At 64.1% G+C, this 19934-nt stretch carries 24 protein-coding genes; 7 read left to right on the forward strand and 17 right to left on the reverse strand.

The annotated features are described in order from the left end of the window. The 7 genes from MAXJ12_RS06910 to MAXJ12_RS06940 form a co-directional block, all read right to left on the reverse strand. On the reverse strand, window positions 1–203 hold a 203-nt coding region (locus tag MAXJ12_RS06910; protein ID WP_008835082.1), incomplete at its 3' end, for an adenine nucleotide alpha hydrolase family protein. Between the two features lie 26 nt (window positions 204–229). Next, complete coding sequence (locus MAXJ12_RS06915) at window positions 230–979, reverse strand: electron transfer flavoprotein subunit beta/FixA family protein (protein WP_008835083.1); 750 nt, start codon at window positions 977–979, stop codon at window positions 230–232. Between the two features lie 195 nt (window positions 980–1174). Continuing rightward, window positions 1175–1615: a contact-dependent growth inhibition system immunity protein gene (locus MAXJ12_RS06920; RefSeq protein ID WP_008835084.1), complete on the reverse strand. Its 441-nt coding sequence runs from the start codon at window positions 1613–1615 to the stop codon at window positions 1175–1177. Between the two features lie 3 nt (window positions 1616–1618). Beyond that, entirely contained in the window at window positions 1619–2389 is a 771-nt protein-coding gene (locus tag MAXJ12_RS06925) for a rhomboid family intramembrane serine protease (RefSeq protein WP_008835085.1), read from the reverse strand. A gap of 72 nt (window positions 2390–2461) precedes the next feature. Continuing rightward, on the reverse strand, window positions 2462–3043 hold the full coding sequence (locus MAXJ12_RS06930) for a cob(I)yrinic acid a,c-diamide adenosyltransferase (protein WP_008835086.1): 582 nt from the start codon (window positions 3041–3043) through the stop codon (window positions 2462–2464). A gap of 10 nt (window positions 3044–3053) precedes the next feature. Then, window positions 3054–3248, reverse strand: a complete 195-nt coding sequence (locus tag MAXJ12_RS06935; protein WP_008835087.1) for a twin transmembrane helix small protein — start codon at window positions 3246–3248, stop codon at window positions 3054–3056. Window positions 3249–3274: 26 nt separating this feature from the next. Further along, complete coding sequence (locus MAXJ12_RS06940; protein WP_008835088.1) at window positions 3275–4108, reverse strand: SDR family oxidoreductase; 834 nt, start codon at window positions 4106–4108, stop codon at window positions 3275–3277. 99 nt (window positions 4109–4207) lie between these two features. Here MAXJ12_RS06940 and MAXJ12_RS06945 point away from each other — a divergent pair, with 99 nt between their 5' ends. Beyond that, on the forward strand, window positions 4208–5059 hold the full coding sequence (locus tag MAXJ12_RS06945) for a YihY/virulence factor BrkB family protein (RefSeq protein WP_008835089.1): 852 nt from the start codon (window positions 4208–4210) through the stop codon (window positions 5057–5059). A gap of 2 nt (window positions 5060–5061) precedes the next feature. On the opposite strand, the gene MAXJ12_RS06950 is transcribed toward MAXJ12_RS06945, so the two are convergent. Continuing rightward, the gene (locus MAXJ12_RS06950; protein WP_008835090.1) at window positions 5062–5958 is read right to left on the reverse strand and encodes a DMT family transporter; all 897 of its coding nucleotides are present in this window, start codon (window positions 5956–5958) and stop codon (window positions 5062–5064) included. A gap of 151 nt (window positions 5959–6109) precedes the next feature. Here MAXJ12_RS06950 and MAXJ12_RS06955 point away from each other — a divergent pair, with 151 nt between their 5' ends. Then, window positions 6110–6397: a hypothetical protein gene (locus tag MAXJ12_RS06955; protein WP_008835091.1), complete on the forward strand. Its 288-nt coding sequence runs from the start codon at window positions 6110–6112 to the stop codon at window positions 6395–6397. A gap of 24 nt (window positions 6398–6421) precedes the next feature. Here the strand turns inward: MAXJ12_RS06955 and gluQRS are convergent, their stop codons facing one another. Beyond that, window positions 6422–7297, reverse strand: coding sequence for a tRNA glutamyl-Q(34) synthetase GluQRS (gene gluQRS / locus MAXJ12_RS06960; RefSeq protein WP_008835092.1), 876 nt, complete (start codon window positions 7295–7297; stop codon window positions 6422–6424). A 74-nt stretch (window positions 7298–7371) separates the two neighbouring features. On the opposite strand from gluQRS, the gene MAXJ12_RS06965 reads away from it, so the two are divergent. Together MAXJ12_RS06965 and MAXJ12_RS06970 are read left to right on the forward strand one after the other, a co-directional pair. Beyond that, entirely contained in the window at window positions 7372–8040 is a 669-nt protein-coding gene (locus tag MAXJ12_RS06965; RefSeq protein WP_008835093.1) for a DNA-3-methyladenine glycosylase family protein, read from the forward strand. Window positions 8041–8142: 102 nt separating this feature from the next. Then, on the forward strand, window positions 8143–8700 hold the full coding sequence (locus MAXJ12_RS06970; RefSeq protein ID WP_008835094.1) for an HNH endonuclease: 558 nt from the start codon (window positions 8143–8145) through the stop codon (window positions 8698–8700). A gap of 69 nt (window positions 8701–8769) precedes the next feature. Here MAXJ12_RS06970 and MAXJ12_RS06975 read toward each other — a convergent pair whose 3' ends face one another. From MAXJ12_RS06975 to MAXJ12_RS34290, 4 genes are all read right to left on the reverse strand, one after another. Further along, window positions 8770–10149 (reverse strand): sensor histidine kinase, encoded by a 1380-nt coding sequence (locus MAXJ12_RS06975; protein WP_008835095.1) that lies wholly within the window; start codon window positions 10147–10149, stop codon window positions 8770–8772. 105 nt (window positions 10150–10254) lie between these two features. Next, window positions 10255–11031 carry an HpcH/HpaI aldolase family protein gene (locus MAXJ12_RS34285; RefSeq protein WP_139043814.1) on the reverse strand — a complete coding sequence of 259 codons (777 nt, stop codon included), beginning with the start codon at window positions 11029–11031 and terminating at the stop codon, window positions 10255–10257. 50 nt (window positions 11032–11081) lie between these two features. Further along, on the reverse strand, window positions 11082–12167 hold the full coding sequence (locus tag MAXJ12_RS06985; RefSeq protein ID WP_008835097.1) for an LLM class flavin-dependent oxidoreductase: 1086 nt from the start codon (window positions 12165–12167) through the stop codon (window positions 11082–11084). After that, window positions 12164–12859 (reverse strand): GntR family transcriptional regulator, encoded by a 696-nt coding sequence (locus MAXJ12_RS34290; protein WP_139043815.1) that lies wholly within the window; start codon window positions 12857–12859, stop codon window positions 12164–12166. The genes MAXJ12_RS06985 and MAXJ12_RS34290 overlap by 4 nt, the downstream gene beginning before the upstream one ends. A gap of 110 nt (window positions 12860–12969) precedes the next feature. Here MAXJ12_RS34290 and MAXJ12_RS06995 point away from each other — a divergent pair, with 110 nt between their 5' ends. From MAXJ12_RS06995 to MAXJ12_RS07005, 3 genes are all read left to right on the forward strand, one after another. Beyond that, the gene (locus tag MAXJ12_RS06995) at window positions 12970–14169 is read left to right on the forward strand and encodes an aminotransferase class I/II-fold pyridoxal phosphate-dependent enzyme (RefSeq protein WP_139043816.1); all 1200 of its coding nucleotides are present in this window, start codon (window positions 12970–12972) and stop codon (window positions 14167–14169) included. A 58-nt stretch (window positions 14170–14227) separates the two neighbouring features. Further along, window positions 14228–15022, forward strand: a complete 795-nt coding sequence (locus MAXJ12_RS07000; RefSeq protein WP_008835100.1) for a substrate-binding periplasmic protein — start codon at window positions 14228–14230, stop codon at window positions 15020–15022. A gap of 200 nt (window positions 15023–15222) precedes the next feature. Beyond that, window positions 15223–15897 (forward strand): amino acid ABC transporter permease, encoded by a 675-nt coding sequence (locus tag MAXJ12_RS07005; RefSeq protein ID WP_008835102.1) that lies wholly within the window; start codon window positions 15223–15225, stop codon window positions 15895–15897. A gap of 191 nt (window positions 15898–16088) precedes the next feature. Here the strand turns inward: MAXJ12_RS07005 and MAXJ12_RS07010 are convergent, their stop codons facing one another. From MAXJ12_RS07010 to MAXJ12_RS07025, 4 genes are all read right to left on the reverse strand, one after another. Next, complete coding sequence (locus MAXJ12_RS07010) at window positions 16089–16922, reverse strand: ATP-binding cassette domain-containing protein (RefSeq protein ID WP_008835103.1); 834 nt, start codon at window positions 16920–16922, stop codon at window positions 16089–16091. Next, entirely contained in the window at window positions 16915–17799 is an 885-nt protein-coding gene (locus tag MAXJ12_RS07015) for an ABC transporter ATP-binding protein (protein WP_008835104.1), read from the reverse strand. The genes MAXJ12_RS07010 and MAXJ12_RS07015 overlap by 8 nt, the downstream gene beginning before the upstream one ends. Before the next feature lie 235 nt (window positions 17800–18034). Further along, entirely contained in the window at window positions 18035–18910 is an 876-nt protein-coding gene (locus MAXJ12_RS07020) for an ABC transporter permease (RefSeq protein ID WP_420492367.1), read from the reverse strand. Continuing rightward, window positions 18876–19883 carry an ABC transporter permease gene (locus MAXJ12_RS07025; RefSeq protein WP_008835106.1) on the reverse strand — a complete coding sequence of 336 codons (1008 nt, stop codon included), beginning with the start codon at window positions 19881–19883 and terminating at the stop codon, window positions 18876–18878. The genes MAXJ12_RS07020 and MAXJ12_RS07025 overlap by 35 nt, the downstream gene beginning before the upstream one ends. Window positions 19884–19934 lie beyond the last annotated feature (51 nt).

The raw sequence follows: 19934 nt of genomic DNA on the forward strand, positions 1-19934 counted from the left end.
CGCTGTTCGAGTTCGTCGGCCTCGGCCAGCAGCACCTTTTTGGCGCCCTGGAGCTTGGCCGCGGCGTCGGCGGCCGCCTTGGCGCCCTTGCCGGCCACCAGGATGTCGACGTCGGAACCGATCTTGAGGGCTGCCGTCAGCGCCTTGGCGGTCTGCTCCGACAGCGATGCATTGTCATGTTCGGCAATCAGAAGAATAGCCATTTTTTGTTTGCTCCTATCGCCTTTGACTACAACACGCCGGCTTCGTTCTTGAGCTTGTCCACCAGTTCGGCGACGCTCTTGACTTTGACGCCTGCCTTGCGGCCGCCGGGTTCCTCGGTCTTAAGGACCGTGAGCCGCGGCGCGACATCGGCTCCGAAATCGGCCGGGGTCTTCTCGTCGAGCGGCTTCTTCTTGGCCTTCATGATGTTGGGCAGCGAGGCGTAGCGCGGCTGGTTGAGGCGCAGATCCGTGGTCACGATCGCCGGCATCTTCAGTTCAACGGTCTGCAGGCCGCCATCGACTTCGCGCGTCACCTTGGCCTTGTCGCCGGCGATCTCGATCTTGGAAGCGAAGGTGCCCTGGCTCCAGCCGAGCAGCGCCGACAGCATCTGGCCGGTCTGGTTGGCGTCGTCGTCGATCGCCTGCTTGCCGAGGATGACGAGGCCGGGCTGTTCGGCTTCGACCACGCCCTTCAGCACCTTGGCGACGCCGAGCGGTTCGGTCTGCTCGTCGGTCTTGACCAGGATGGCGCGGTCGGCGCCCATGGCGAGCGCGGTGCGCAGCGTCTCCTGTGCCTGCTGGGGTCCGATCGAGACGACGACGATCTCGTCGGCCTTGCCGGCTTCCTTCAGCCGGATCGCCTCTTCGACGGCGATTTCGTCGAACGGGTTCATCGACATCTTCACATTGGCCAGCTCGACGCCCGAACCGTCCGACTTGACCCGGATTTTCACGTTGTAGTCGACAACCCGCTTGACCGGGACGAGAACTTTCATGTGCTTCTCACCTCTCTGATGAAAATTTTGGAGCGCTCACTAGCAGAGCGAGGCTCGGTCCGTTTGTCGATTGACGACATAAAGGGCGGAAATACGGAAACTGACTTGCGGACTTGCCGGCTCCCGCAAGCGCGGCGGACCCTAGTCAGCGTCAATCGGCGCGTCAATATCCGCCGGCTGGTCAAATCGGTTGAATCACGGTGGGTCGATGGCCGTCTGGCTACAGGTTTGGCGAAAGCTCTCATACGCGGCCGCGATTCCAGGAAGGCAGGTCTTTCGCCAGCTGTCGTCCTGCCCGCTGGCTTTGGAAAAGAACGCTTTGGCAATCAAGTGAACGTCTCGCTGCCAATCGCGATGCCGCTCCCAGACAGTACCAGGCACGGTCAATATCGCTTTCAACAGGTCACCTTCGAAAAAATCTCCAGAGATAAATGGGTCTCTGCGCAATCTCTCAATTGCGAGGGGAAGCAACCACTGCAGGCCAATGTTCTGGTTGATAGCAAGCCTGAGTTCTTCAGTGGTCAAATCACCGATTGGTTTGCGTCGAAGAGCATGGCAGGTCCGAACGACGTAGGAATCGTAGGCCGGTTCGCCCCAATCCTCACCGTCAAGTTCTTCAAGACTTTTGTTGAGCATCGGTCATTGCCTGCCCCAGCGCGGGGCGGGCTGCGCCTCGACCGGATGCACGGCGCTCGGCTGCTCGACCTTCACGGCGCGGGGCGTGACGACTTCCTTGTCGAGAAGCGGGACATCGCGGCGGCGCAGGATCATCACCAGCACCGCGCCGGTGATGATGCCGCCGGCATGGCAGGCCCAGGAAATCTGATCCTCGCCGCCCAGCGCCAGCATCGTGAATTGGAAGGCGATCCACAGGCCGAGCGTGAGGTAGGCCGGAATGCGCAGCGGAATTCGTCCGAAGGCCAGCACCCAAATCTTCACCCGCGGGTGAAGAATGAGATAGGCGGCGACGATGCCGGCAATCGCGCCGGAGGCTCCGATGAGGGGTATTTGGGAATCCGGCGCGATCCAGCCGTGCACCGCCGCGCCGCCGATCGCGCAGAGCAGATAGAACACCAAAAAGCGGAAGTGCCCGAGCGCATCCTCGACATTGTCGCCGAACACCCAGAGGAACAGCATGTTGCCGGCCAGATGGAAGAAATCGCCATGCAGGAAGGCATAGGTGATGTAGGTCATGTCTTCGGGAACGATGACCAGTTCGGGCGAAAGCTCGACCGTGTCGAAAGCAACTGATGGAATGTAGCCGAGGCCGTAGACCGCGGCGCCGGTGAATTCTTCCGAACCGAGGCCGGTGATCAGAAATACCAGCACGTTCAGCCCGATCAGACCGAACGTCACATATTGCAGCTTGATGTATTTCAGGCTGTTGGCGTCGTGGAGCGGAATGAACATTGTTTCGCGCCGCTCCCCCTGCGGTATAGCCGTGTCGATTGCCCGCCAGAGGTGGAATTGCTCAAGGATATCTCAGCGGTTCTTGCCGGGAACCCATAGCACATCGGCATTTCCATTGTCATTGACCACGCGCGCAGCCACGAACAGAAAATCCGAGACGCGGTTGATGTATTTGATGCCTTCCGGATTGACCTGTTCCTGAGGGTCCTGCGCCAGCGCGACCATGATGCGCTCGGCGCGCCGCGCGACGGTGCGGGCGAGATGCAGGGCGGCAGCGGCGGGAGAGCCGCCGGAGAGCACGAAGGAGCGCAGCGGCTGCAGGTCCTTGTTCAAAAGGTCGATCTCGGCCTCGAGGCGCGCGACCTGGGAGGCGACGATGCGCAGCGGATCGTATCCCAGCGGCTTGCCTTCGTCGGGCACGCACAAATCCGCGCCGAGGTCGAAGAGATCGTGCTGGATGCGGCCGAGCATCGCGTCGATTTCCGGATGAGAGCCGGCGGTGTGGACGCGCGCCATGCCGATGCAGGCATTGGCTTCATCCACCGTTCCATAGGCGTCGATGCGGATGTCCGATTTAAGCCGCCGCGCGCCGGTTCCAAGGCCGGTCGTGCCGTCGTCGCCGGTGCGGGTGTAGATCTTGTTGAGCTTTACCATCGCGCCGCCTCTATCCGCGTCCTGCGAACCAGGCTGCGATCAGGATCAGAACCAGCGCGATGAATTGCAGGAATACCCGCATCTGCATCAGCTTGTTGGAGGTGAAGCCCGAACCGCCGCGCATCATGTTGACCAGCCCGCGCAGCAGCACGACCACGACCGCGACCATGACTATGATGGCGAGGATGTTGAAGACGGTTTCCATCCGGGTCTCCGGTCGATTGAGCCGCGTCAGGCCTGGGATGCGAGGACGCGATAGAGCAGGGAAGCCGGCAGGATGCGTTTCAGAATCACGCCGATCCTGGCAGGCAGAGTGACAACATAATGCGGACGTGGCCGCCGCGACAGGAGGGCGTGGCGCAATACCGCATAAACCGCGTCCGGCTTGAGCTTCAGCCGCGATTTCGAGCCGCCGGCCCTCAGCCGGGCAAGCTGCTTTTGGTAGGCTTCGCGGTGCACCGAATTCTCGTGGTCGATGTTTTTTTCGAACCAGGCGAGCCCGTTGGTGGCGATTCTGGATTCCACCGGGCCCGGCTCGATCAATGAGACATGGATGCCCGAGCCTTGCAGTTCCGCCCGCATGCACAGCATCAGCCCTTCCAGCGCGTGTTTCGATGCCGCATAGGCGCCGCGCCACTTCACAGGCGTCAGGCCGAGAATCGACGAGCAGTGGACGATGCGGCCATGGCCCTGCGCCCGCATGACCGGCACGATGCGCCGGGTCAAATCGTGCCAGCCGAACAGATTGGCCTCGAATTGCTCGCGCAGCGCTTCGACCGGCAAATCCTCAACAGCGCCGGGCTGGGCATGGGCGCCATTGTTGTAAAGCGCGTCGAGCCGGCCGTCTGTCCGTTCAAGCACGGCGGCGACCAGCGCCGCGATCGAGTCGGGTTCGCGATAATCGAGATAGAAGGCTTCGATGCCGTCCGCTTCGAGCGCTGCGATATCCTCCGGCTTGCGCGCCGTGGCGAACACCCGCCAGCCGTCGTCCCTCAAAGCGCGAGCGCAGTAGGCTCCGATGCCGGAGGACGCGCCTGTGACGATGATCGTGCGCAACTCTTTCATCCGGTGTACGTAGTTCCGCCACGGGTTGCCAATCGCCGCAATCCCTTCCCATATTCGCGGCCGGGAAACAATCGACGGGAGCTACGGCATGGAGGCGCAATGCGGAAGATCGTAGCCGTTCGGCGCGTGCTTTCCGATGCGCTCGGCCATTTCAACGACGATGACGGCTGGTCGATGGCCAGCCATCTTGCGATCACCGCGCTGATGGCGTTGTTTCCATTTCTGATCTTCGCCACCACGCTTGCCAGCTTTTTGGGCGCGAACGCGTTCGCTGACACGGCGGTTCACCTCGTCTTCGATACATGGCCCGAACAGATCGCGGCGCCGATCTCCCGCGAAGTCATCAATGTGCTGACCGTCCAGCGCACCGACCTCCTGACCTATGGCGTGCTGCTCGCCGCCTTCTTCGCGTCCAACGGCATCGAGGCACTGCGCACGTCGCTCAACCGGGCTTACCGGGTCACCGAGACGCGATCATTCATTTTCCGGCGAGTGCAGAGCCTGGTCTTCGTGCTGATCGCAACCGCGGGTTTCCTGGCGATCAGCGTGCTGCTGGTGTTCGCGCCGCTGATCGCTCGGCTGGCGGTCGCCAATTTCGACTGGATCGAACCCTATATGGGCACCATCACGCTGTGGCGTTACGTCATCGCCTCCGCCGTCATAGTGCTTGGTCTGTTCGCCGTGCATTACTGGCTGCCCGCCGGCAAGCGCCGCTTTACGGCTTTAGTGCCCGGCATCATCTTCACCCTCGTAGGCTGGCTGGCCGGCTCGACTATATTTGCGGCGTATCTCGACCGCTTTTCGTCCTACGTGACCACTTATGCGGGCCTCGCCTCAATTATGGTCGCAGTGGTCTTTCTCTACATCGTGTCGCTCGTTTTCATCCTGGGCGGCGAGCTCAACGCCTCGATCAGCCGCTATCTGGAAGCTCGCGCCCGCGTCGGCGGCTAGATTCATTCCGCCGGTGGTCCGGATTTGTTTACCGGCTTTCGCGCAGTGGCGAGGCCGACGCCCAACGTCGCCAGCGCCATGCCGAATATCTGCACCAGCGTCAAATCCTCGCCGAACAGCACCCATGCGATCACGGCGGTGACCGCCGGCACGAGGTAGAACAGGGAAGAAACCTTCGACATCGCGCCCTCGCGGATCAGCGCCATCAACAGGAAGATCGCGCCGATCGACAGCACCAACACCAGCCAGGCCATGGCGAAGACCAGTTCGCCGGTGAGGGTGAAGGTTTGCGTCTCCAAAGCCAGCGAGCACAGAGCCATGATGGCGGCGGCGCCGACATACTGCCAGAAAGTCCCGGTGATCATGTCGCCGCCGGCGCCGAAACGCTTCTGCCAGATCGTGCCGGCGCTCATGCCGGCGACGGCCACGAACGATGCGGCGAGCATTGGCCACGTAACGCCGCCGCTCATCGCGCCGAGTTTCGGCGAAAGCACGATCACCACGCCGGCAAAGCCCGCCGCCAGCCCGGCCCAATGGCGCGGCAGGATCTCTTCGCCGAGCAGCCTGCCGGCCAGCAATGCGGTGATCAGCGGCTGCAGGCCGACGATCAGCGCCGACAGGCCCGCGGGCAGGCCTTGGCGGATCGCCCAGAACACGCCGCCGAGATAGACGCCGTGCATGAGCGCGCCCGCTGCAACGGCGTGCAACGCCTCTCGCGGCTTGGCCTTGCGCGAGCCGAGCAGCAGCATCATCGCGCCCAGAATGACGAAGGCGAGCGCGAAGCGCGCCGCCAGGAAGGTGAACGGCTCCGCCCACGGCATGGCGTAGCGGGCGCCGATGAAGCCGGTCGCCCAGAGCACGACGAAGGTGGCCGGAACGAGCCGTTTGGGAATTGTCATCGAATGACCGCCGATCGAGGGAAGAGAGCGGCGAAAGCTCTAATTCGAAATATTCCGGCAAGCAAAGCGAAAGGGTTGATGCATAGCTTCTAATATATTGAACCGGGGGGTTCGAGGGACTTCGCTGTCGGGGGCTTTGAAAGGACCGGGCATGCTTTGGAATCTCGAGACTTCATGGCTGATGATGGCCGTGGCGAGCGTCATCGTTATGGCGCTGTTCTTCGGATCGGCTCTCCACGCGATCATGCGTGACGACGGCTTCGGTCCCATAGGCAACATGGTGCTGTTCACCGCCGGCTTCTTCATCGCTATCGTGGCCGCCAACTCCTGGGGCATCAGTTTGCGCGATCTGACCCGCGCAGTGGCTACGGGACTGGGCGGCGCCTTCGTGACCATCGCCGTGCTCGCGATGCTCAAAGGCGTTCTCGTCCGCTCCTGACAACCGGCGGCAAATCGTTTCGCGTCAAATGCCGACCATCTTCCGGACATCCGCTGCGCTTGCGCCGCGCTCGCGCAGGGCTGCGATCCCGCTGTCGCCGAGGCTTTTGGAAAGCTTGCGGCCATCGGGACCGAGGATCAGCCGGTGGTGAAAATAGTGCGGCGCAGGCAAGCCCAGGAGTTCCTGGAGCAGCCGCTGGACGCCAGTGGCGGCATAGAGGGCGCGGCCGCGGACGACATGGGGCACGCCTTTCAGAGCGTCGTCGACCACCACCGACAAATGATAGCTGGTCGGGACTTCCTTGCGGGCGAGCACGACGTCGCCCCATTGCTCCGGGCGCGCCTCGACCTGTTCCGAGCCGGCCAGTTCCTCGCTGGAAAACTCGGTCCATGACAGCCGGCCGTCGAGGCGCGCCCACGCCGCATCCATGTCGAGGCGCCAGGCGAAAGGAGCGCCGTCTGCCATCCTGCGCTCGCGCTCGCGCCTGGAAAGGGCCTTGTCGAAAGCCGGATAGAGCGGCACGCCGTCGGGATCGCGGGGCCAAAGCCGGCCACGTTTCTCGGTGTCCGCGATAAAGGCGCGGATTTCGCCCCGGCTCATGAAGGCGGGATAGACGAGTTCCTCGGCGATCAGCCGGTTGAGCGCGCTTTCATAATCGCCGAAATGCTCGGACTGGCGACGCACCGGCCGCTGCCACTCGATGCCGAGCCATGCCAGGTCGCGATAGATGCCCGCTTCGAATTCGGGCGTGGAGCGGGCAAGGTCGATGTCCTCGATGCGCAGCAGCAGCCTGCCTCCCATCCGCTCGGCCAGCCTGGCGTTGAGCAGCGCCGAATAGGCATGGCCGAGGTGCAACTCGCCATTCGGGCTGGGCGCAAAGCGAAAGACAGGAGTGTTCATCAGTATGCGTAAACCGGGTTGTGCGCAATTCCACCCGATTGCTACGTTGCCGGCGGTTCAGGGACAAGGACGCTATGCGCCGCATTTCAACGCTCAGCGATGTTTCGGACGGGCTGGACGCACTTTGCGCGGCCGATCCGCGCCTCGATCCGGTGCGCGCGGTGGCCGGCGAGGTGCCGCTGCGCCTCTCCGAGCCGGGCTTCGCCAGCCTCATTTCGATCATCGTTTCGCAACAGGTTTCGCGCGCCAGCGCCGATGCGATCTTCGGCCGGCTGACGAAGCTGGTCGATCCGCTGACGCCTGAGGCGATCCTGTCGGCCGGTGAAGGCATGTTCCGCGAGGCGGGACTCTCCCGGCCGAAGCAGCGCACGCTGCTCGCCGTCTCGCAGGCGGTGCGCGACGGCCTCGACCTTCACCACCTCTGCGGCCTGGACGCCGATGACGCGATCAGGCGGATGGTCGCCGTGCCGGGCATCGGCCCGTGGACGGCGGAAGTGTACCTGCTGTTTTCGGCCGGGCACCCCGACATCTTCCCGGCGCGCGACGTCGCGCTGCAAAGCGCGGTCGGCCATGCGCTCGGCCTCCAGCCGCGTCCGGGCGAGAAAGCGCTGATCGCGCTGGCCGAATCATGGGCACCCTGGCGGGGCGTCGCGGCGAGGCTTTTCTGGGCCTATTATCGCGAAACGCGGGGCCGTGACGGTGCTCCACCCGTCCAAACTCATGAAAAAGCCGCTATTTTCTGACTTTTTGCAGTCTTGTGTGACTGTGAAGCCGCTTCACATCCTTGTCATCTCCGGCTTACAGTATCGCAGCCGAACGGGTCGTAACCAAGGAGGTGAATTCAGGTGACGGTCGCCGTATCTCCGGATGGGCTTCCAGCGCTGGTGCTGAACGCGGATTACCGTCCGCTCAGCTATTACCCCCTGTCGCTCTGGGGCTGGCAGGATGCGATCAAGGCTGTCTTCCTGGACCGGGTCAACATCGTCGCCGAATACGACCGCTCGGTTTCCTCGGTGTCGTTCTCGATGAAGCTGCCCAGCGTCGTCAGCCTCAAGAACTACGTCAAGCCGTCGCGCCACCCGGCCTTCACTCGGTTCAACGTGTTCCTGCGCGACCGCTTCCAGTGCCAGTATTGCGGCACCTCCGAGGATCTTACCTTCGACCATGTCATTCCGCGTCACAGCGGCGGGGCAACCACCTGGGAGAATGTCGTTGCGGCCTGCTCGCCCTGCAATCTGCGCAAGGGCGGGATGATGCCGGCGCAAGCCAAGATGTGGCCGCTGCAGAAGCCATACCATCCGACCGTTCACGACCTGCACAATAACGGCAAGCGCTTCCCCCCCAACTACCTGCACGAAAGCTGGATGGACTATCTCTACTGGGATGTCGAACTGGAGCCTTGAGCTTCTGGTGGGCTGAAGAGCCGCCTGTACGCCGGCTGCCACGCGGATCGCGTGCCGGCTGTCGGAGAATCAACCCGCCCGGAACCGCATGCGGCACCTGACCCCGCTCTCGGGGAAGCTCAGATCCACCTCGCCGATTTGCGAGGCCAGCACTTTCGAGATCAGCCGCGTGCCGAAGCCGTCGTCCTGCGGCGTGGCAACCGTCGGTCCGCCATGTTCGGACCAGTCGAGTTCGATATGCCCGCCGACCTGCCGCCAGCGAATCTCGACATGGCCGTCATCGGCCGACAACGCGCCGAATTTCGCCGCGTTGGTGCACAACTCATGCAGCGCGAGTGCTATAGGTACGTTGAGCGGCGGCGGCAAATCGAGATTGTCGCCCTCGATGATGAACCGTTGGCGATGGTGATCGAGATAAGGCTCGATGATCTGCCCGATGAGCGCCGGCAGGCTGAAGGCCACCCAGTCCTGCTGCAGGAGAACGTCGTTGGCCTTCGCCAGCGCCTGGATGCGGTCGCGAAATTCGCGCACAGCCTCCGGCTTGGCGTTGTCGCCGCGGAAAGACTGTGCCGCGAGCGACTGCACCACGCTCAGCGAATTCTTCACCCGGTGGTTCAGCTCCCGCAAAAGCAGGGCCTGGCGTTCATCGCTGCGCTTTTTCGCATCGATATCCATCAGAACGCCGATGGCGCGATCGTAGGAGCCGTCCTCGGCGAGCGTCACTTCCGCCCGGAGCAGGATCCAGCGTGTATCACCGCCCGGTTGCCGGCACTGGAACTCGACCTCGATCTGCCTCTCGCCGTCTCTTATCGCCTTCTCGGCAGCCTCGCGCACCCGCTCCTGCTCGCCCGGCCCATAGCAGGCGCGAAGCTGTTCCGCCGTCGGGTTTGCCGTCGGCTCGAAGCCGTAAATGCGGTTCAGTTCGGGTGAGCCGCGAAACGTGTCCGTGGCGAAATCATAGTCCCAGACCGCCATCCGGGCAGCATCGATCGCTAGGCGCTGGCGCGTTTCGCTCTTGGCGAGGGCCGCCTCGCTCCTCTTGCGGTCGGTTATGTCCTGGATGGTCCCGAGATAGCGGACGGCCATCGGTTTGCCTTCCACCTCGGCGAACATGGCTTCGCCGGAGGCTTCGATCCAGCGAATCTCGCCGGTATCGAGGCGCCTTATGCGGTATTCATAAGACGCCGTCTTTTCCCGGATCGCTGGATCGAGCGCTCGACGCGTCAACTCGGCATTGCGCTCCAGATCGCGAGGATGCGTGGCAGACGCTACCAGTTCGTGCGTGATTGCCTGGTCGGGCGCCAGACCGTAGATCTCGCGGGCGCGGGGCGAGTAGGTTATCTCGCCTGTCTCCAGGTCCCAGTCCCAGATGCCGATATGAGCCGCCCGGACAGCAAGGCGAAGCCGCACCTCGCTTTCGCGGCGCTGACGGTCCCTCGTTCTTGTCATTCAATATTCCCCCAGCGCTCGCGGGCCGACACCCCGGGTCAGGCGATCCCTTCTCGGATATAGGGCGACGTTGCAGAAAACGTAAAGGAAGAGCCGCGTGTCGCGCTAGGCCTTGCTGGCGCCGTGCTCCGATGTGTCGCCTACTTTGAACGTGCGGTACGAAGCCTCGAAAGAGGTCATTACAGCCGACAGATCGTTGGCCACTACCGTGATGGAGAAGCCTTCGCCGGCGCGCTTCGAAGCTTCCCCGGCGTTCATGGTGAAGACGCCGCACGGCTTGCCGGCTGCGACACAGGCGTCGCGAACCGCGCGCAACGCCTTTTCGAGCGCCGCGCCGTCGCTGCCCAGCGACAAGGCAAGGTCGCCGCTGCCGATGAAGACGAAGTCGACATTGGGCGCGGCGGCAATCTCCCTGGCGTTGGCGACGCCTCTCGTAGTTTCGATCATGACGCCGACCGTGATCGCCTCGTCTGCGGCGCTGCGGTAAGCGCCGAAATCGGCCAGCGGGCGCACCCCGCCGCCGGAGCGGCTTCCCTTGGGCGGGAAGTGACAGGCCGCGGCCGCCGCCGCCGCTTGCGCTCCTGTTTCCACCATCGGCACGAGCACGCCTTCGGCCCCCGCATCGAGCGCGCGCGAGACCGCGGCGGCGCTGTCGTCCTCGATTCGCACGAGACAGGGGATGGATGGCGGCAGACAGCCCACCGCGGCCTCGAGGTCCCGGCGGGCGAACAGGCCATGCTGCATATCCAATACCACCGCGTCGCCGCCCCGCGAGACCGCGAGTTCGACCAGAGCGGGGCTGCCGAGGGCGAACCAGAATATGCCCATCTTGCCGCCTTCGCTGAGCCGCCGTTTCAGCAGGGGAGCCTTGGTGTTGAACATGGACGCGTCCGATCGAAGTTTGAGCAAATATTGCGAGGCGGCATCCAGGCTCACGCCCGCAGGCCGGCCTCGCGCAGGAGCGGCAGAACGCCGGCGCAGAAATAGGGAAGCTCATCGGTGTAGTTGACGAAACTGAGCGCCATGCCTTCCCAGCCTTCGGCGGAGATGCGGCCGATCATCTCGGCGATGCGCCGGGGCGTTCCGATCAGCGGGTAGGTTCCGGCGCCGCCGGCAAAGCGCTGCCGGTACTGGATGTAGGCGTGCGGGTCGTGCGAAGCGGAAAACTGCTTTTTGCCCGCCATATGGTTGTCGACCGCCGCCTCGTCGGCTTCGCGCAACGCATAGCGGTCGTAGTAATCCTCGGCTTCCGCCTGGGTGGGACGGCATACGACATGCGCCACCGTATAGGCCCCGACCGCGCGGCCGGCCGCCGCTGCCCGCGTACGGATATCGTCCAGATGCTTGCGACCGTCTCCAATGTCGGAAAATGTCGAGAACAGGAAGTCGCAATGCGCAGCCGCGAAGTCGCGGCCCGGCGCGCCGAAGGCCGCGTTCATGGTAACCGGGCGCGGCTGCTGCACGCTCGACGGTTTGCTGACCACACCCTTCAGCCGGTAGTAGGCGCCATCGAAATCGAACGGCTCGTCGGAGGCATAGGCGCGGCTGACGATCTCGATCCATTCCGCCGCCCGCTCGTATCCCTTTTCGTCCGGCGTCGCCCCGAACATCGCGAATTCGGCGGGGTTCCAGCCGCAGACGATGTTGAGCCCGGCGCGCCCATTGCCGATGTGGTCGACCGTCGCGAGCGCCTTGGCTGCGTAGACGGGATGGACGAGCGGTACATGAACTGTCGAGAAGATGGTGATCCGTCTTGTCAGCGCGGCGAGGCCCGCGGCCCAGGTGAAGGTCTCGAACGACCATTCGCGTGAGCGCGTCTCGCCGCCGAAGCCCGCCCAGCGGGCGATCGGCAGGAAAAAGTCGAGACCGGCCTCGTCGGCGATGCGGGCGGCTTCGACATTGCCGGCCCACGTCGCCGTCCAGCGCTCCGGTACTTTGGTGATTGCCAGCCCGCCATCGGCATTGGTCGAAAACACGCCGAGCTTGATGCGGTTCTCGTTGGCGGCGGTAAGGGTCATGAGCGACCCTTCGCGGCGGCCGTCTCGTTCTCGCCTTCCAGGCCGCGAAAGTAGATCGCCTCGGCGGCCTCGATGAACGCCGCCAGGCGCGCCTTCACCGCGTCGCCGTCGCGATTGGCAAACCCCTTCATCAACTGGTCGATGCCGTCCAGCACCACGCCCCGGCTGTCCGCTTCCTTGAGTGTCGCGATGCGAACCGCCTGGGCATGGTCGGAGAAGCTCTCGATCAGCGAGCGCAGCCGCGGATTGGGCACTGCTTCGATCCAGACGCCGCGAAACTCCATATTGGCAAGCATCAGCGCCTTGGCGTCGCCGCTCCGGCCGGCGTCCATCGCCATCTGCCGGGCGGCGGCGAGCCGCGCAATGTTGGCGTCTGTCATGCTTCGGGCCGCCTGAGCGGCGGCGTCCGGCTCGACCAACCGACGGATTTCGAAAATGTCGCGAATATCCTGCGGCGTCAGCACCGGGATGACGAAGCCGCGGCTCGTCTGCTTGAGGAAACCTTGCGACATCAGCGCCAGCAGGGCCTCGCGCGCCGGCATGCGCGAGGTGCCGTATTCCTTCGCGATCTCGGTATCGACCAGCCGGTCGTCCGTGGTGAATTCCGAACCCTGGAGGCGAAGGCGCAAGCTCTCGTAGATCTGCGTGCGCATGCTTTCGGGCTGGGCGATCTTCCTCACTGCACTGGACACGGTGCCTCCTGGTCGCGCGACTATGGCCAAGGCAAAAATTAATTTCAAGCTTGAAATGGATACAGTATCCACGTAGCGTTCGAGAGTTGGGCGACCGCAGCGGAGCTATGATGCTGGCACGAAAGGGAACGACTGGCCAAAGGCTCGCCTACTCCGGCATTCGCCCGCAGATCATGGATCTGCAGGTCGAAAACATCGCCCAGATGGCGGTGCGGGCCCAGTCGATCCCGGATGTCATCACGCTCTGGTACGGCGAAGGCGATGTCGAGACGCCGGAGTTCATACGCGCCGCCGCCAAGGCTTCGCTCGACCATGGCGACACCTTCTACGTTCCCGATATGCGCGGCCTGCCCGCTCTGACCAAAGTTTTGTCGGAATATCAGTCGCGGCTGCACGGCCGCGCCATTCCGGTGGCGCGCTCGACGATCACGCCGGGCGGCATGCAGTCCGTGTTCATGGCCCTGCAAATCGTCGCCGAAATGGGCTCGAACGTCGTCTATATCGAGCCGCAATGGCCCAATATCCGCAACGCCATCCACGTCATCGGGGCCGAGCCGCGCCCGGTCTTCCTGAGAGAGGTCAATGGCAGCTGGAGCCTCGACCTCGAAGACCTCTACCGCGCCTGCGACGCGCGCACCCGCGCCATCATGTTCTCGACGCCGTCCAACCCGCTGGGCTGGACCGCCTCGCGCGAGGAACTTGCGGCGCTGCTCGAATTCAGCCGCGAGGCCGGCATCTGGATCATCAGCGACGAACTCTACAACCGGCTCTATTTCCACGGCGAGGCAGCGCCTTCCATCCTTCAGGTCGCCGATGACGAAGACCGGGTGATGAGCGTCAACGGCTTTTCCAAGGCCTGGGCAATGACCGGCTGGCGCATCGGCTGGCTTACCCACCCGGCATCCGTCGCAAAGCCGCTGTCGGCGATCACGCAATACATGAACAGCGGCACCGCGGCCTTCGTGCAGGCGGGAGCGAAAGTGGCGCTGGAGGAGGGCGAGGCGTTCGCCGCCTCGACGCGCGACCGCTGCCGCGAGGGCGTCGACATCGCCTACCGCATCCTCGGGGCGGCGAACCGCATCGTCCTTCCGACCAAGCCTGCTGGCGGCATGTATGTCTTCTTCAGCGTCTATGGCGAGCAGAACTCGGCCGATGTCTGCCAGCGCTTTCTCGAAGAAGCGCGGGTCGGATTGGCGCCCGGCTGGCTGTTCGGCGAAGCGTCGAAGGCGCATATGCGAATGTGCGTCTGCCGCGAACCAGCCGAGATCGAGGAAGCCTGCAAGCGCATCGTGGCGCTGTTGGCGGCATGAAAATGCAGTGAAATTCACGAAGGAAATGGGCCTTCGCGAAAAAACCGGGAGAACAAGAATGACAAAGGGGTTCATCAAGTCCATCGCCGCGGCGGCCGTTCTTGCCGCCGGCCTGGTCCACGGCGCAGTCGCCGAGACGCTGAATGTCGGCGCCTATCCGGCCAACCCGCCATGGGAGTTCAAGAACACCGACGGCAGCTTCGAAGGCTTCGAGGTCGATCTCGTCAACGAGATCGCCAAGCGCATCGGCTACGACGTCGCGATCCAGGATCTCGGCTTCCAGGCGCTGTTTGCCGCGACGAGTTCGAAGCGCATCGACCTTGCCATCTCGACCATCTCGATCACCAATGAAAGGCTGCAGAACCAGTCGTTCACGCAGGGCTACTACGACAGCGATCTGGCGCTGGTGTCGGCGAAGGAAGCCGGCATAACCAGCCTCGCCGACATGAAGGGCAAGCCGGTCGGCGCCATCTCCAATTCGACCGGCGAAGCTTGGATCAAGGCCAATGCCGAGAAATACGGGTTCGGCGAATATAAGGGCTACAACGCCCAGCAGGACCTGATCCTCGATACGCAACTCGGCCGCGTGGCCGGCGCGGTCGGCGACATTGCGGGCTTCCAGTTCGCCTTCCTGAAAATGCCAAAGATGGAGGTCGACGAGCGCATCAAGACCGGCGACCAGTTCGCCATCATGATGACCAAGGACCATCCGCTGCTGGAAAAAGTCAACGCCGCCATCACCGAGATCAAGAATGACGGGACCATGGCAAAGCTGCACAGCAAGTGGCTGGGCGTCGACGCGGCGGAAGGCACCGCGACGGTCACGGTTCTCGACATTCCAAAGGCGCAATAAGCGGGGCGGGGGCCGCGGGAGGAGCTTTCGGGCTCCTCCCGACTGCTTTTTAAAACAAAGGGTTAGCTCTCAATCCATTTCATTTCGATGGAGCAGGCTTCGGCGACCACGTCTTGCCGAGCGGGCCGCCATCCGTCAGGCTCTTCGCGGCATCCTTTGCGGCCCGGGGCGGGCGCGCGACCTCAACGGAATCCAGGCTCATGACGGAACTGCTGGCGACCTTCTTCAACACCGAAGTGATGGCCGCGACCTTTCCCATGCTCCTGCGCGGGCTGGGCAACACGATCCTCCTGACCATCACCGCCGTCGTTTTCGGGGGGCTCTCCGGCGTCGCGATCTGCATCGCCAGGCTCTACGGCGCCAAGCCGCTGCGCTGGCTTGCCATTGGTTTCATTGACATTTTCCGCGCGCTGCCGATCCTGGTGGTGCTGATCGTGATCTACTACGCGCTGCCCTTCGTAGGGGTTCGTCTGAGTTCCTTCGTCTCGGCAAGCCTCGCCCTGTCGATCGTACTTGCGGCCTATACGGCCGAGGTGTTCCGCGCCGGCGTCGAGGCCATCCCCAAGGGCCAGTTCGAGGCGGCGAGCGCGCTGGGCCTGCCGTTTCCGGTGGCGCTGTGGAAGATCGTCATTCCGCAGGCGGTGCGGATCGCCACGCCCGCCCAGACCAGCAATTGCGTGGCCATCGCCAAGGACACGTCGCTGGCGTCGGTGGTCGCGATGCCCGACCTCCTGAAGCAGGCGACGGACGCCCAGGCGCTGATGGCCAACCCTTCGCCGCTGATCAGTGCGGCGCTTATCTATCTGATTTTGTTGTGGCCTTTGGTCCGCCTGGTGTCGCATCTGGAAAGCCGGGCACAGGCAAGGAGCCGGTGAAGCTCAACAGGGTGCGGAGGATAAAACCCCGCCCCGGCTTGGCGATGACACGATCTTTGTTGTTCAGGATCAACAGCTTAGCGTTCGCTACCTGCCGTTGCCATGCGCAATTTGTACACAATGCTTCTGGAACCGGCGTTTCGCGCATCTTTAGCGGCGCGGGAACGGTTTGCGAGCGGAAACGACCTTGTCTAGTTCGCTGCTGCGAGCGGCTTGGCCCGAAGCCAGTCCGGGTCGATTTCGGGCAGGGGGATCGCCGCGATCAGTTCGCGCGTGTAGGCCTGTTTCGGATCGCCGAACAATTCGTCGGTCGGACCCGCCTCCACGATCTCGCCCTGCCGCATGACGATCACCTGACGGCACAGCCGGCGGATGACGGAGAGGTCGTGGCTGATGAAGGCGACCGTCAGGCCCATCTCGCCGGCAAGGCGTTCGAGCAGGGTCAGCACCTGCGCCTGGGTGGAGACATCGAGGCCGGAGACGATCTCGTCGGCGAGCACGAACTTCGGCGACAGAGCCAGCGCTCGCGCAATGCCGACGCGCTGTCGCTGGCCACCCGAGAGTTCGTGCCGGTAGCGCATCGCGAAGTTTACGGGAAGACCGACGCGGCGCAGCGCCTCGGCGACGCGTTCGCGCAGATTGTCGCCCATGCCGTTCTGCTTCAAGGGCGCCGCGATGATCGAGCCGATGGTCCGGCGCGGATTGAGCGACGACATCGGGTCCTGGAAGATCATCTGCAGGTCGCGGCGCAGCGGCTTCAATTCCGCATCGGAAAGATGGGTGATGTCGCGGCCGTCGAAGGTCACGCTGCCTGCGCTCGGCTCGATCAGCCGGACCAGGGCGCGGCCGAGCGTCGACTTGCCGGAGCCGGATTCACCGACGATGCCGGTGATCGAGTTCTTCGGGAGTTCGAAGTCGAGGCCCTTCAATATCTCGGCCATCGGCGCGCGGCCGAAGAGCGGCTTCCTTGTCATGTCGGGCAGGGCGACCTTCAGCCCCCGGACGGTGATCAGCGCGTCAGGCATGGACTGGCCTCCATGCCCGATCTGCCTCGGCGACCTCTCCCGCCAAGCCGGCCAGAACCGCGGCATCGACCGGCAGCAGCGAGGCGTAGGGATCGGTATAGCGCGGCGTCGCGGCCATCAGCGCCCGGGTGTAGGGGTGCTGCGGGGCGGCGAACAGCGCGGTCGTGTCTGCCTCCTCGACCACCATGCCGGCATAGAGCACCGAAACCTTCTGGCTGATCTTGGCGACCACTCCGAGATCGTGGGTCACGAACAGGATTGCGGTGCCGTGTTCGCGCTGCAGGTCGGCGATGAGGCGCAGGATCTGCTTTTGCACGGTCACATCCAGCGCCGTCGTCGGCTCGTCGGCGACGATCAGCCTCGGTTCAGCAGCGAAGGCGGCGGCGATCAGCACGCGCTGGCGCATGCCGCCGGACAGTTCATGCGGATAGCAGCCGACGACGCGGCCGGGCTCGCGGATCTGCACCTCATCGAGCAGCCGGCGGATGCGGCTCTCGGCCTTCGACGCGCTCCAGCCAAGGATGCGGATCAAGCGGTCGGTGATCTGCGGGCCGATGCGGCGCGACGGGTTGAGCGCAGTCAGCGGGTCCTGCGGGATCAGCGCTGTGCGCGCGCCGATCAGCGCGCGGCGCGCCTTGGGCGACAGCGCGCCGAGGCGCGTTCCCTCGAGCAGCATGTCGCCTTCGACGATGCGGACGCTCGTCGGCAGGACGCCGAGCACGGCCTTGCCGATCATGCTCTTTCCCGCGCCGCTTTCGCCGACCAGCGCATGGACTTCGCCGGGCGCGATCTTCAGGCTCACCGAACGCAGCACGCGCATACCGCTGGGCAGCGTGGCGCTGAGGTTGGAAATTTCGAGGCAGGGCGCGGCGCTCATATTGGCGCTCCGAATTCCTGCTGTCCGCTCTTTTCGTCGGTATCGCTAGTGTCGCCCCCTCCACCGCCTTCGGCGGTCCCCCTCCCCCGTAAACGGGGGAGGATCAGCGGCGACGCTGGTTCCTTCCCTGCGAAGCGGGGGAGGGGGACCATGCGAAGCATGGTGGAGGGGGCGTCAGCAATCACGGGGGCCGCCAGTGGTGGCGAAAGCATCCGATGTCTGACGGCTCGCGCGCTCATCTCAGCACCGGGTCGTAGCGGTCCTTCAGGCCTTCGCCGAACTGGCTGAAGGAGAGGACGGTGAGGAACAGGGTGACGAGCGGGAACACCAGCACCCACCAGGCCTGATGGATCGAAAGCCGGCCCTCGGCGATGATGCCGCCCCAGGTCGGGGCATCGGTCGAGATCGACAGGTTCACGAAGGACAGGATCGCCTCGACGATGACGGCGATGCCCATTTCGAGCGACAGCAGCGCCACGATCGAGGGCAGAACGTTGGGCAGAACCTCGCGCAGCATGATTCCCATGCGGCCGAAGCCGGCGATGCGGGCATTCTCGACATAGTCCATGCGCGACTGCACCATGGCCTCGGCGCGCACTACGCGGCAGAAGCGCGTCCAGTCGATGACCGCGATGGCTATGATCACCGAATGCAGGCCGGTGCCCAGCACGGCCACGAGCAGGATGGCGAACAGGACGGGCGGGAACGCCATCCAGACATCGACGATGCGCGAAATGATGCGGTCGGCCCAGCCGCCGAAATAGCCGGCGACGAGCCCGAGCGTGGAGCCGGCGAGGCAGGCGGCGGTCGCCGCCGCGAAGGCGACGATGAAGGCGATGCGCGCGCCGAATATCAGGCGGGAGAGCAGGTCGCGGCCGAGACTGTCGGTGCCGAGCCAGAAGCCCGGCTCCGATCCTTGCATCCAGAACGGCGGCAGCCTTTCGAACATCAGATCCTGCGCAAGCGGGTCCTGCGGCGCGATCAGCGGCGCAAGAATGGCGGCGGCGAGCAGCAGCGACAGCCAGCCGCCGGCGAGCCACAGGCGGGCGTTGGGCGCGCGCGAACGGAGCCGCACGTCATCCATGGCGCAGCCTCGGATTGAGCAGCGCATAGGTAATGTCGACAGCGAGATTGACCAGCACGAAGAGCAGCGCGAAGACGAGCACGATGCCTTGGATCAGCGGCAGGTCGCGGTTGATGACCGCGTCGATGGCCATGTTGCCCAGCCCCTCGTAGGAAAACAGCCGCTCGACGATGACGGTGCCGCCGATCAGGAAGGTGAACTGCACGCCGACCAGCGTCAGCGTCGGCAGGGCGGCGTTCTTCAGCGCGTCGCGCAGGATCACCTGCGTTTCGGAGAAGCCCTTGACGCGGGCGAGCACCGCATAATCGAGGTCGAGGATCTCCTTCAGCGACTGCTTGAGAAGCTGCGAGACGATCGCCGCCAGCGGCAAGGCCAGCGCCAGCGCCGGCATGAACATGTGGCTGAGCAGGTCTTTCATCAGGTCGAAGCGCAGGCGAAAAATGCTTTCGAACAGATAGAACTGGGTCGCGAAGGGCAGTTCGAGCCGCGGCGAGACCCGCCCCGAAATCTCGAAGACCGGCACCAGCACGCCGAAGAGCAGGATCAGCACGAGACCCCACAGGAAATCGGGGATGGACAATGCAGCGCCATTGGCGACGTCGATGCCGGCCTCGACGGCCGTGCCGCGTTCGCGCGCACCGAGCACGGCCAGCGGAACGCCGATGGCGAGCGCCATCAGGAGAGCGAATATCGCCAGCTCCAGCGTCGCGGGCAGCCGGTTCAGCACCAGCGAAAGAACGTCCTGGCGCAGCGAAATGGATGTGCCGAAATCGCCCCGCGCCACGCCGCCGAGCCAGATGAAGAACTGCTCCACCAGCGTCTTGTCGAGCCCGTAGAGCGTGCGCAGGCGCAGGATGTCGTCGTCGCTGGCGCCCGGCGGCAGCATCATGGCGATCGGGTCGCCAGGCGCGACGCGGATCACCACGAAGACGACCACCGCTACGCCGAACAGGGTGATCAGCATGGTGAGCAGGCGGGCGAGGAGGCGTTGTAGGATCATGGTCTAGTCATGGCTATAAGGTGCGTCCTTCGAGGCTCGCCCGTCCAGCTC

The organism is Mesorhizobium alhagi CCNWXJ12-2, from assembly GCF_000236565.1.
Classification (GTDB): Bacteria; Pseudomonadota; Alphaproteobacteria; order Rhizobiales; family Rhizobiaceae; genus Allomesorhizobium; species Allomesorhizobium alhagi.

Bases quoted from the DNA above. Each gene is read 5' to 3' on its own strand.
- MAXJ12_RS07015 (WP_008835104.1), bottom strand. From the start codon at position 17,799: ATGAGCGCCGCGCCCTGCCTCGAAATTTCCAACCTCAGCGCCACGCTG.
- MAXJ12_RS34285 (WP_139043814.1), bottom strand. From the start codon at position 11,031: ATGTTCAACACCAAGGCTCCCCTGCTGAAACGGCGGCTCAGCGAAGGC.
- MAXJ12_RS06950 (WP_008835090.1), bottom strand. From the start codon at position 5,958: ATGACAATTCCCAAACGGCTCGTTCCGGCCACCTTCGTCGTGCTCTGG.
- MAXJ12_RS07010 (WP_008835103.1), bottom strand. From the start codon at position 16,922: ATGCCTGACGCGCTGATCACCGTCCGGGGGCTGAAGGTCGCCCTGCCC.
- MAXJ12_RS06955 (WP_008835091.1), top strand. From the start codon at position 6,110: ATGCTTTGGAATCTCGAGACTTCATGGCTGATGATGGCCGTGGCGAGC.
- MAXJ12_RS07000 (WP_008835100.1), top strand. From the start codon at position 14,228: ATGACAAAGGGGTTCATCAAGTCCATCGCCGCGGCGGCCGTTCTTGCC.
- MAXJ12_RS06985 (WP_008835097.1), bottom strand. From the start codon at position 12,167: ATGACCCTTACCGCCGCCAACGAGAACCGCATCAAGCTCGGCGTGTTT.
- MAXJ12_RS06925 (WP_008835085.1), bottom strand. From the start codon at position 2,389: ATGTTCATTCCGCTCCACGACGCCAACAGCCTGAAATACATCAAGCTG.
- MAXJ12_RS06940 (WP_008835088.1), bottom strand. From the start codon at position 4,108: ATGAAAGAGTTGCGCACGATCATCGTCACAGGCGCGTCCTCCGGCATC.
- MAXJ12_RS06935 (WP_008835087.1), bottom strand. From the start codon at position 3,248: ATGGAAACCGTCTTCAACATCCTCGCCATCATAGTCATGGTCGCGGTC.
- MAXJ12_RS06915 (WP_008835083.1), bottom strand. From the start codon at position 979: ATGAAAGTTCTCGTCCCGGTCAAGCGGGTTGTCGACTACAACGTGAAA.
- MAXJ12_RS07005 (WP_008835102.1), top strand. From the start codon at position 15,223: ATGACGGAACTGCTGGCGACCTTCTTCAACACCGAAGTGATGGCCGCG.
- MAXJ12_RS06965 (WP_008835093.1), top strand. From the start codon at position 7,372: ATGCGCCGCATTTCAACGCTCAGCGATGTTTCGGACGGGCTGGACGCA.
- MAXJ12_RS06945 (WP_008835089.1), top strand. From the start codon at position 4,208: ATGCGGAAGATCGTAGCCGTTCGGCGCGTGCTTTCCGATGCGCTCGGC.
- MAXJ12_RS07025 (WP_008835106.1), bottom strand. From the start codon at position 19,883: ATGATCCTACAACGCCTCCTCGCCCGCCTGCTCACCATGCTGATCACC.
- MAXJ12_RS07020 (WP_420492367.1), bottom strand. From the start codon at position 18,910: ATGCGCTGCTCAATCCGAGGCTGCGCCATGGATGACGTGCGGCTCCGT.
- gluQRS (WP_008835092.1), bottom strand. From the start codon at position 7,297: ATGAACACTCCTGTCTTTCGCTTTGCGCCCAGCCCGAATGGCGAGTTG.
- MAXJ12_RS06920 (WP_008835084.1), bottom strand. From the start codon at position 1,615: ATGCTCAACAAAAGTCTTGAAGAACTTGACGGTGAGGATTGGGGCGAA.
- MAXJ12_RS06975 (WP_008835095.1), bottom strand. From the start codon at position 10,149: ATGACAAGAACGAGGGACCGTCAGCGCCGCGAAAGCGAGGTGCGGCTT.
- MAXJ12_RS06995 (WP_139043816.1), top strand. From the start codon at position 12,970: ATGCTGGCACGAAAGGGAACGACTGGCCAAAGGCTCGCCTACTCCGGC.
- MAXJ12_RS06930 (WP_008835086.1), bottom strand. From the start codon at position 3,043: ATGGTAAAGCTCAACAAGATCTACACCCGCACCGGCGACGACGGCACG.